Origin of the sequence: Streptomyces sp. ICN903, from assembly GCF_022015835.1 — a bacterium.
Taxonomy (GTDB): domain Bacteria; phylum Actinomycetota; class Actinomycetes; order Streptomycetales; family Streptomycetaceae; genus Streptomyces; species Streptomyces fenghuangensis.
Genome location: NZ_JAKMAY010000220.1, coordinates 1 through 9860, shown reverse-complemented (window position 1 = coordinate 9860; position 9860 = coordinate 1). Strand labels below are relative to the sequence as shown.

General features: G+C 73.9%; 10 protein-coding genes and 1 other RNA gene. 6 read left to right on the top strand and 5 right to left on the bottom strand.

Annotation, left to right across the window (positions count from 1 at the left end):
• From L7D48_RS20600 to L7D48_RS20590, 3 genes are all read left to right on the top strand, one after another.
• The coding region (locus tag L7D48_RS20600) for a DUF2254 domain-containing protein (protein WP_237881196.1) at positions 1-1444 on the top strand (1444 nt) is incomplete at its 5' end.
• A gap of 225 nt (positions 1445-1669) precedes the next feature.
• Positions 1670-2078: RNase P RNA component class A (rnpB, locus tag L7D48_RS20595), an RNA gene on the top strand.
• Positions 2079-2235: 157 nt separating this feature from the next.
• Positions 2236-2568: a glyoxalase superfamily protein gene (locus tag L7D48_RS20590; protein WP_237881194.1), complete on the top strand. Its 333-nt coding sequence runs from the start codon at positions 2236-2238 to the stop codon at positions 2566-2568.
• A 140-nt stretch (positions 2569-2708) separates the two neighbouring features.
• Here the strand turns inward: L7D48_RS20590 and L7D48_RS20585 are convergent, their stop codons facing one another.
• From L7D48_RS20585 to L7D48_RS20575, 3 genes are all read right to left on the bottom strand, one after another.
• Entirely contained in the window at positions 2709-3287 is a 579-nt protein-coding gene (locus L7D48_RS20585) for a dienelactone hydrolase family protein (protein WP_237881192.1), read from the bottom strand.
• Between the two features lie 131 nt (positions 3288-3418).
• Positions 3419-4225 (bottom strand): 3-oxoacyl-ACP reductase FabG, encoded by an 807-nt coding sequence (gene fabG, locus L7D48_RS20580; RefSeq protein ID WP_237881190.1) that lies wholly within the window; start codon positions 4223-4225, stop codon positions 3419-3421.
• 187 nt (positions 4226-4412) lie between these two features.
• Positions 4413-5015: an ALF repeat-containing protein gene (locus L7D48_RS20575; protein WP_237881188.1), complete on the bottom strand. Its 603-nt coding sequence runs from the start codon at positions 5013-5015 to the stop codon at positions 4413-4415.
• A gap of 272 nt (positions 5016-5287) precedes the next feature.
• On the opposite strand from L7D48_RS20575, the gene L7D48_RS20570 reads away from it, so the two are divergent.
• The 3 genes from L7D48_RS20570 to L7D48_RS20560 all read left to right on the top strand — a co-directional run bounded on the left by L7D48_RS20570 (position 5288) and on the right by L7D48_RS20560 (position 7321).
• The gene (locus L7D48_RS20570; protein WP_237881186.1) at positions 5288-5872 is read left to right on the top strand and encodes a Uma2 family endonuclease; all 585 of its coding nucleotides are present in this window, start codon (positions 5288-5290) and stop codon (positions 5870-5872) included.
• 121 nt (positions 5873-5993) lie between these two features.
• Positions 5994-6452, top strand: a complete 459-nt coding sequence (locus tag L7D48_RS20565) for a cupin domain-containing protein (protein ID WP_237881184.1) — start codon at positions 5994-5996, stop codon at positions 6450-6452.
• A 104-nt stretch (positions 6453-6556) separates the two neighbouring features.
• A complete protein-coding gene (locus tag L7D48_RS20560; RefSeq protein ID WP_237881182.1) occupies positions 6557-7321 on the top strand; it encodes an HAD family hydrolase in 765 nt (254 codons plus the stop codon).
• 37 nt (positions 7322-7358) lie between these two features.
• Here the strand turns inward: L7D48_RS20560 and L7D48_RS20555 are convergent, their stop codons facing one another.
• Together L7D48_RS20555 and L7D48_RS20550 are read right to left on the bottom strand one after the other, a co-directional pair.
• Entirely contained in the window at positions 7359-8609 is a 1251-nt protein-coding gene (locus tag L7D48_RS20555) for a lactate 2-monooxygenase (protein WP_237881180.1), read from the bottom strand.
• A 32-nt stretch (positions 8610-8641) separates the two neighbouring features.
• Complete coding sequence (locus L7D48_RS20550; protein WP_237881178.1) at positions 8642-9559, bottom strand: PhzF family phenazine biosynthesis protein; 918 nt, start codon at positions 9557-9559, stop codon at positions 8642-8644.
• Positions 9560-9860: the final 301 nt, after the last annotated feature.

Genomic DNA, 9860 nt, shown 5'->3' with positions numbered 1-9860 from the left:
TCCCACCCGGTCGCCCACCACCCCGCCGCCCGGCCGGGGCATCGGATCCGGCCGGTGCGGTACCCGGCGCGGCGTGAAGCCCTTCCAACTCAACCGGAAGTCCCGCTCGGTGTCCTCCCGGCCGCCACTGTGGGTGTGGCCGACCGCGGGCGGCGCCGTCGCCCTGACCGCCGCGATCCTCCTGGAGCAGTTCCGGCCCCGGCCCGGAACCGGTCCGGCCAACCTCTGGCCGGGCGGTCACGAGTCGGCCTCCTCCATGCTCCAGGTGGTGGCCACCTCCTCGGTCACGGTGGCGACCCTGTCCCTCAGCGTCACCGTGGTCACGCTGCAACTGGCCTCCCAGCAGTTCTCCCCGAGGCTGCTGCGGCGCTACGCCCACGACCCGGTGCTCAAGGCCGTTCTGACGGTACTGCTCACGACCCTGGTGTTCGCGCTGGCCACCCTGGCCTTCATGAGGTCGGGGGAGTCGCTGCCGGTGGTGTCCCTGGTCCTCGCCTCCGTACTCGGCGTAGCCTCGCTGGCGGCCGTGCTCGGCTTCCTCAACCACATCATCCGCAGACTGCGGGTGGACTCCATGATGCTCGACACCCACCGGGAGACCAGCGACGCGATCCGCGGACGCCATCCCGCCCGCGACGCCCCCTCCCCACACGCCCCGGACCCGGAACCGGCACGCGGCGCGGTGGTACGCGCCCGCCGCAGCGGCTTCCTGCGGCTGACCGACGCACGGGCGCTGGTGGCGTGCGCGCGCCGCGCCGACACCTTCGTCCGGGTCGGCGTCCGGCCCGGCGATCTGATCGTGGCCGGGAACCCGATCGCGGTGGTATGGGCACGCGACCCCGCCGGCGGGATCCCCGACCCCGGGGCCGACGGCACCGCCGAGGAGATCGAGGCGGCCCTGAAGACCGGCTTCGAGCGGACCCCCGACCAGGACGTCGCCTTCGGTTTCCGGCAGCTCGAGGACATCGCGGTCAAGGCGATGTCCCCGGGGATCAACGACCCCGTCACCGCGTGCACCGCCGTCGGCCACATGGCCGACCTGCTGGTGCGGCTCGCGGGCCGCCGGCTGGGGGACATCCCGCACGAGGACGACGACGGCACCGTGCGGGTGGTCGTGCCGGACCGGGACCTGCGCTACTACCTCGACCTGGCCTGCGGGCAGCTCAGGCGCTACTCGTCGGGCGAACCCACTGTGCTCGCCGCCCTGCTGCGCATGCTCCGCGACCTGGCCGCGGCGGTACACGAGGAGGGCGGGGAGGGCGGCGGGGCGGACGCGGCCGAGGTCCGGCGGGCGGCGGGGCTGATCATGGCCACCATGGACTCCTCCGTCGGCCCGGCGGACGCCGCGCAGGTGCACGACCTGAACGGACGCGTCCTGGCGGCGCTGGAGGGACGCCTCCTCGACGCCTACGCCGACCGCAGCGGCGAGACGCGGTCGGTGTGACGCGCCGGTGCGACGGCCCGGGCGCCTACCGAAGACCCGTCCCCGCTCCCGCCCGCAGCGCGGCCACCGCCGCCCGCGGGTCCTCGGCATACAGCCGCAGCGCCCGCGCCCGCGCGGCCGGCTCGCCGATCCTCATGGCGCGAGTGAACACCTTGACGTCGCGGCATGGTCAAGGCGCGGTCCGCGCCGCGTACGGCGGCGGGATAGCATGGGCGGTACGGCAGACGAGTCGTGCGGGCGGTCGCGGCGCGAACCCTTACGGGGTGAACGTCGAGGAACGTCCGGGCTCCACAGGGCAGGGTGGTGGGTAACGCCCACCCGGGGTGACCCGCGGGAAAGTGCCACAGAAAACAGACCGCCGGGGGCCTCACCGCCCCCGGTAAGGGTGAAACGGTGGTGTAAGAGACCACCAGCGCCCAGGGTGACCTGGGCGGCTCGGTAAACCCCACCCGGAGCAAGGTCAAGAGGGGCCGTCGCGAGACGGCCCTGCGCGGATGTCCGAGGGCGGCCCGCCCGAGTCCGCGGGTAGACCGCACGAGGCCGGTGGCGACACCGGTCCCAGATGGATGGCCGCCTCCCGGTGGGCCGCGAGGCCCACCGGAGACAGAACCCGGCGTACAGCACGGCTCGTCTGCCGCCGACCGCTCCTACCCGCCGCTCCCACAGCCGCTGCCGGACGCCGGTGTCGTTTCCGGCCCCTGGCCTGCGCCGGCAGGCCGTGCCCGAGCCGAAGCACGGGTGCCGCGTCGGGCGGCGTTCGCGCTGTCGGGTGGTCTGGGACGATGGGCCGCATGGACGAGGAAGCCATCCCGATTCTTCACGTCGAGGACGCCGCCGCGGCGGTGGCGTGGTACGGCCGGCTGGGCTTCACCCGGCAGTGGGAGCATCGCTTCGAACCGGGGCTCCCCGCGTTCGTCGAGGTGGCCCGCGGCCGGATGAGGCTGTTCCTGTCGGAGCACAGAGGCGACGCCCGCCCCGATACGTTGGTGTACTTCCGCGTCCATGACGTCGACGCCGTCGCGGACGAGTTCGGTGTCCAGGCGGAGGACGCCCCGTGGGCCCGCGAGGTCGAGTTGCGTGATCCTGACGGCAACCGGCTGCGGGTGGGCACACCTACGGAGTGAACGCTGCCGGCCGGCGTGCGGCGGTGAAACCGCGCGGGCGGCGGTACGGATGCGTGTCCGTGAGCACGCCGAGAGCCCCGCGAGCCGGTCCCGCGCCTACGGCACGGCAGCTTCGCCCCACCGCCGGCCGCCGCACGGGGCTACCCGACGCGGTCGAGGAACTTCAGCACGCGCTCCGTGAGCAGCCCGGCAGTCTCCCGGTCGTAGGACGGCAGGCTGCCGTCCGCGAACAGGTGCCGGTCGCCGGGGTAGAGGAAGACCTCCGCGTCGTCGGCCGCACGGGCCAGGGCGAGGGCCGCCTCCAGGTCGCCCTCCCCGGCGAAGAACTCGTCGGCCTCCATGCCGTGCACCTGCACCGGCAGCCCCCTCGGCCACTCGCCGCCGAACTCGGAGACCGGGACGCAGGCGTGGAACAGCAGCGCGCCCTTCGCGCCGGGGCGCGTCTGGGCCAGCATCTGCGCGGGCAGTACGCCGAGGGAGAACCCCGCGTAGACCACCTCGCCGGGCAGGTCCTCGGCGGCGGCCCGGCCGCGCTCGGTGATCGTGCCGAAACCGGTCTCCTGCGCGTACGCCGCGCCCTCCGCCATGTCGGCGAAGACCCGCCCCTCGTACAGGTCCGGCAGGTGGACGGTGTGCCCGGCGCCCTCCAGCTCCCGCGCGAACTCCCGCACCCCGGACGTCAGTCCGTGCGTGTGGTGGAACAGCACTACCTCGGTCATACGACTCCCTCGCTCCGGCGGCGCCCGGGCGGAGCCGCCGCGGGGAGTGTCGCAGGGGGCACTGACACTCCCGGCGGCTCCGGGCGGGGAGTGGGGAACGAGGTACTTCGGCCCGGCCGAGGAGCCTCGGGTCAGGAGGGGGCGCCCGTACCGGTACCGGTCGGCAGGACCGCTTCCGGTGACTCGGGCAGGGTCTGGCCGCCGTCGACGGTGATGACCTGTCCAGTGATGAACGACGCCCGTTCGCCGGCGAGGAACTCCACCGCATCGGCGATCTCCTGCGGCCGGGCGAGGCGGCCCAGGGGAACGGTCGCTGCCATCTGGGCGAGGTAGGCCTCACCCAACTCCTCAAGCCCCTCGGTCATCACGTTGCCGGGAGCCACCGCGTTCACGGTGATGCCGTACGGGGCGAGTTCCAGCGCGGCCGTACGCATGAAACCCAGCTGTGCGGCCTTGCTGGCGCCGTAGTGGCTCCAGCCCGGAAAGCCCGTGAGCGGGCCCGTGATCGAGGACGTCAGCACGATCCGGCCGCGTCCCGACTCCCGCAGCAGCGGCACGCATGCCGCGACGGCGAGTATCTGGCTCTCCACGTTGGTGGCGAAGACCTCGCGTACGTCGGCGTGGGTCATGTCCGCCAGCGGTCTGTTGGGGAAGACGCCGGCGTTGAGGCACAGTACGTCCAGGCCACCGAGCGATGTCCGGGCGGACTCGGCAAGCCGGTGCGCGAATTCGCGTTCGGTGACGTCGAGAGCCAGCCCCTCCACGGTCTGTCCGGTGCGGCGCCCGGTTTCCCTGAAGCTCTCCAGCACGTGCTCCGGAACGCTGCGCCCGGTCAGGAGGACGTCCGCCCCGGCGGTCACGAACGTGGAAGTGATCGCGGCACCGATGCCGCGTGTGCCGCCGACGACGGCGACCTTCGCGGGTAAGGGATTGTCCATGTGTGCAGCCCCGTCTCCTGTGTGTGAGTGAAGGATGTCCCGTCGTGAGCGGCGTCATGCCCGGCTCCGGCGGCGGGAGGGACGGGGAGGAGCTGACGGCCGGCCGTGCTCTGCGCCCGTCCCGCCCCCGCTCGGGAACACGGGGGCGGGACGGCCCGTCAGATGCGGTGCCGGCCGGGGCGCGGGCTCAGGCGTCCACCTCGTACCGCCCGGTCTCCAGGAAGTACCGCAGCTCCTCCGGGGTGCCGTCGATGACCTCCTCGGCGGCCTCGCGCAGCGCGTCGCTGATGGTCGGGTCCGCCAGGATGCGGGCGACGGCGACGCGGTCGTCCTCGGCCTGGGCGAGGCGGTAGCCGGTCTCCAGGAAGGCGCGCAGGGCTTCGGGGCTGCCGTCGTCGAGGGTTTCGTTGATTTCGCGGATGACGGCTTTGTCGCCGTTCTGCTGTGCCTGGTGCAGGAGGCGGAAGATGGCGACGCGGTCGTCCTCGGCCTGGGCGAGGCGGTAGCCGGTCTCCAGGAACTCCCGCATGTCCTCCACGGTGCCGTCGAGGGCCTCGTTGGCCTCCCGGACGACTCCTCGGCCGGAGTCCTCGTCCGCCAGGATCCGCAGGATCGCCGTGCGGAGCTCCTCCTCCGACATCTCGTCCACCGGCTTGTCGGACGCGGCAGTCGTGGCCGTCGCGGTCGCCGGTGCGGCCGCCGGGTCCGCCGCCAACGCCGGGGTGCTGAGGAGCAGGGCCGGTGTCAGGGCGGCGGCCGCGACGAGCAGGGTGGCGCGGGTGGATCTCATCGGTGTGTGCCTCCGTGGTCCGTGTTGTCGACGGGAAGATCATCCCCGCCGTACGGCGCCGGGATCACTACCGGATCCGGGCAGTCTTGGCCGGTCTTCGCTGCCGTCCTCGCGCCGGACTCCCCCTTCACTCCTTTTCACTCCTTCGGCTGACGCTCAGCCCTCCGCGCCGTCCGCCCCGCGCGCCCGCCGTTACCGTGCGCACGGTAACGGCGGGCGCACGGGAGGGGCGCCGCCGCTACCGTGGAGGCGAAGGGAGAACCGTGATGACCATGGCCATCGATCGGTCCGCACAGACGAACGGCTCCGCGCAGATGAGCGTCGAGGAGTTCGAGCAGCTCGAAGCCGCCGCCCCGCAGACGGTGAAGCTGGAGTTCGTACGTGGAGAGCTGAGGGTCAAGCCGGTGCCGGACGGGGATCACGGAGAGATCGTCATGTGGCTGCTGGAGCGCTGTATGGCACAGCGACCCGAGCTGCGCCTCTACCCGGAGCAGGGGCTCGTCGTGGAGAGGTACGGCAGTGGCCGGGCCCGGCCGGACGGGGTGCTGGCCCCGAAGCGGTACTTCGCCGGGCGCGGCGAGTGGTCGGACCCCGCCGGTGTGCTGATGGCCGTGGAGGTCACCTCCGCCCGGCCCGGCAGGGACCGTACCGAGAAGCCCGACGGGTACGCGGCGGCGGGCATCCCGGTGTACCTGCTGGTGGACCGCGAACGCCATGAGCTGGTCGTGCACTCCAACCCGGAGAAGGGCCGCTACCGGGACGTGCACACCACGGCCGGTCTCGGCGAGGAGCTGCGGCTGCCGGACCCGGTGGGGATCGTGCTGGAGACCGGCGAGCTCAAGGAGCTGATGGCCTGACGGCCCGGGTGCGTTTCCGGGTACGCGTCCGCGCCGCCGCCGTGCGCGTCGGACCGGCGGTCCCCGTCCCGGCGCCGGTCACCGCCGATAATGCCGGTACGCGACGGAAGGAGTAGCTCCCATGAGCTCCGAGGCGTTCAGGGACCACGGGCCGCGCCCCCACGCGCTGGACATCGAGCAGGCGACCCTGACCAACGACCGCTTCCGCACCACCCTGTGGACCGGCACCACCCTCCAGCTGACGCTGATGAGCATCGAGCCGGGCGGCGAGATCGGACTGGAGATGCACATCGACCGCGACCAGTTCCTGCGGGTGGAGGCCGGGCGGGGCCGGGTGCTGATGGGGCCGGAGCGGGACCGGATGTCCTTCGACCGCGAGGTCGTCGACGACTGGGTGGTCCTCGTTCCGGCCGGGACCTGGCACAACGTGGTCAACACCGGCGAGGAGCCGCTGAAGCTGTACTCCCTCTACGCCCCGCCCGAGCACCCGCACGGCGCTGTGCACCGCACGAAGGCCGACTCGGACGCGGCCGAGGAGGCGGAGCGGGCCGAGGGGCCCGGCGAGTACGCCGGAGAGTGACCGAAGAACGCCCTTGGCCGGTGCGGGGGTGCGTGTCATGCTCGCGGCACAGCGGGGCCGGGCGGCCGCCGGGACGCCCGGACGGGAGGGCGGGAAGGGGCGGCATGGTGGCGGTACGCGGGGTGCTGTTCGACATCGACGACACGCTGTTCGACTACTCGGGATCGGACGAGGCCGGACTGCTGGCCCACCTTGGGACCGAGGGCCTGCTGGACCGTTTCCCGGAGCCGGCCGCGGCCGTCCGGCTCTGGAGGGAGGTCACCCGGGCCGAGTACGCCCGCTACACCGCCGGTGAGATCACCTTCGCCGAGCACCGGCGGGCCCGGGTGCGCCGGTTCCTGGCCCGCCTCGGGCAGCCGGACGCGCGGAACATGCCGGACGAGGAGGCCGGAGCCTGGTTCGCCGGCTACACGGCATGCCGGGACGCGGCCCGCAGGGCCATGGACGGCGCCCCGGCCGTCCTGGCCGAGTTCGCGCCCCGCTACCGCCTCGGCGCGGTCTCCAACTCCTCGCTGCCGCACCAGCGCGAGAAGCTGGAGGCCATCGGCCTGCTGGGGTACTTCGGACAGGCGCTGGTCTGCTCGGTGGAGCACGGCGAGGCCAAGCCCGCGCCGGGCATCTTCCTGGCCGGCTGCGCCCTGCTGGGCCTGGAGCCGCACGAGGTGGCCTACGTCGGCAACGACCACGCGGTCGACGCGGTGGGGGCGCGGGATGCCGGCCTGCACGCGTACTGGCTGGACCGCGGGGACACCGGCTGGGGCGGCAGCCGGGAGGGGGCGCCCGCCGAGGGCGTGCGCGTCATCCGCTCCCTGAGCGAGCTGCCCGCCGCCCTGGCCGCGCCCGTCACCCCCGCCGCGCCCGCCGGCTGAGGCACGGGCGCGGGCGCGACGAGGGCGCGCGCCGGGCTCAGGTGTGCCGCAGCACTTCCGGCGACAGCTCCGCCGGCGTGCGGTGGCCGGACAGGCCCAGCGTCAGGTCCAGGTCGGCCAGCAGGGAGCGCAGCACGTGCCGCACGCCCTCCTCACCGCCGTGCGCCAGGCCGTAGGCGTACGGGCGGCCGAGCAGCACCGCCCGGGCGCCCAGCGCCAGCGCCTTGAGGACGTCCGCGCCGGTGCGCACCCCGGAGTCGAACAGCACCTCGATCCGGTCGCCGACCGCCTCGGCGATCTCCGGCAGCATGTCCAGGGAGGCCACCGCGCCGTCCACCTGCCGGCCGCCGTGGTTGGAGACCACGATGCCGTCCATGCCGGCGTCGGCCGCCCGCCGGGCGTCGTCCGGGTGCTGGACGCCCTTGAGGACGATGGGGCCGTCCCAGTGCTCGCGCAGGAACGGCAGCCGGTCCCAGGATCTGTCGGTGCCGGTGAACATCGGCACCCAGCGCAGCACCGCCGAGATCGGGTCCTCCTCCGGGGACTTGGCCAGCCCCGCGCGGAAGGCCGGGTCGGAGAAGGGGATCGCCGTGCCCACGCCCCGGATGAACGGCAGGTAGGACAGGTCCAGGTCGTGCGGGCGCCAGGCCAGGGTCCAGGTGTCGAGGGTGACCACGAGTGTGGTGAAGCCCGCCGCCTTCGCCCGCCGGAGGATGCTGACGCAGACCTCGTCCTCGTTCGGCCAGTACAGCTGGTACCAGCGCGGCCCGTCGCCGCTCGCCCGCGCGACCTCCTCGACGGTGTGGGAGGAGGCGGTGGACAGGATCATGGGCACGCCCAGGGCGGCGGCGGCCCGGGCGGTGGCGAGTTCGCCGTCGGGGTGGACGATCGACTGCACTCCGATGGGCGCCAGCAGCACGGGCGCGGGCATCTCGGTGCCCAGCACGGTGGTGCCCAGGTCGCGCGCCGTCGCGTCGCGCAGCATGCGCGGGACGATCCGCCACCGGTCGAACGCCTCCCGGTTGGCGCGGTCCGTCGCGCCGGACCCGGCCGCCCCGGCCACGTACCAGAACGGCCCGTCCTCCAGCCGCTCGCGGGCCGAGGCCTCCAGGGCGGTGAGGTCGGTGGTGAACGGCGGGAGCTGCCCGCCCAGGCCGTTCAGGTAGATCTCGCTCTGGTACGCGCCGAAGTTCGCGCCCTGCGCGCCCTGCACACCCTGCACGCCCTGCACACCCTGCACGCCCTGCGCCGCGCCGGGTGCCCCGGCCTGTCCGCCCGGCTCGCTCATGCTCCGTCCGTCCCTTCCCTCGGTTCCCCGCCTCACCCGATGCGGGCCGCCGCTCCCGACACCCGCACGCGCGGGTCGTCCTCGCGCAGCTCGACCTCCAGCAGTCCGGGCCGGCCCATGTCATGCCCCTGGTGGAGGGTGATCACCGCCGGCGCGGTGACCAGGCCCAGGGCGCGAAGATACCCGCCCAGCGCCGCCGCGGCCGCCCCCGTGGCGGGATCCTCCACCACGCCTCCGACCGGGAACGGGTCGCGGACGTGGAAGACCGTGCCCGTCCCGCCGTCCGAGTCCCCTTCGCGCCACACCAGTTGGAGGGTGGTCAGGTCCAGCCGCAGCATCAGCGCCCGCAGCCGCTCGAAGTCGTAGTCCAGCGCGGCCAGACGCTCGCGGGTCGCGGCGGCGAGCACCAGGTGCCGGGCTCCGGCGTAGGCGATACGGGCGGGCAGGGAGGGGTCCAGCTCGCCGGGCTGCCAGCCGAGCGCGGCCAGTGCCTCGGCCAGGTCGTCCTCGCCGATGCCGGCCACGTACGGCTCGACGCTGGTCAGCGTGGCGCGCAGGCTGCCGCCGTCCTCGGTGACCGTGACGGGCACGGTCCCGGCCGGGGTGGCGAAGACCAGTTCGCCCGGCCCGATCCGCTCGGCGAGCGCGACGGCGGCGGCCACCGTGGCGTGTCCGCAGAAGGGCACCTCGGCGGCCGGGCTGAAGTACCGCACGGTGAAACCGCGCCCCGGCGCCGCGCCCGGGCCCCCGTCCCCGTCCCCGTCCGGCGGGGGAGTGAGGAAGGCCGTCTCCGAGTAACCGACCTCGGCGGCGGTCGCGAGCATCCGCGCCTCGTCCAGGCCGCGCGCGTCGAGGACGACTCCGGCCGGGTTGCCGCCGTCCGGGTCGGATGAGAAAGCGGTGTAGCGCAGTACGACAGGGGCTCCGGGCCCCGTCTCCGTGGTGGTCATACCGGCCCAACCCCGCGCCGCCCGGCCCGTATTCCGCACCGGCCGCGCGGAGCGGAACGCGTCCTGCCGCACGGTTCGCGTCACCCGCCCGCCATAAAAGCGTCGTGTACGCGCCAACGTGTTGCCGCCGAGGCGCCGCCCCGGAACGCTGCAATCATGTGCATGACGCACTCACCGAGCGCCGACGCAGAACTCAGAGCCGCCGCACGCCACCTGGGCCGCCGCCGCTTCCTGACCGTCACCGGGGCGGCCGCCGCCCTGGCCCTGAGCACCAACCTGCCCTCCACCGCCCACGCCGCCC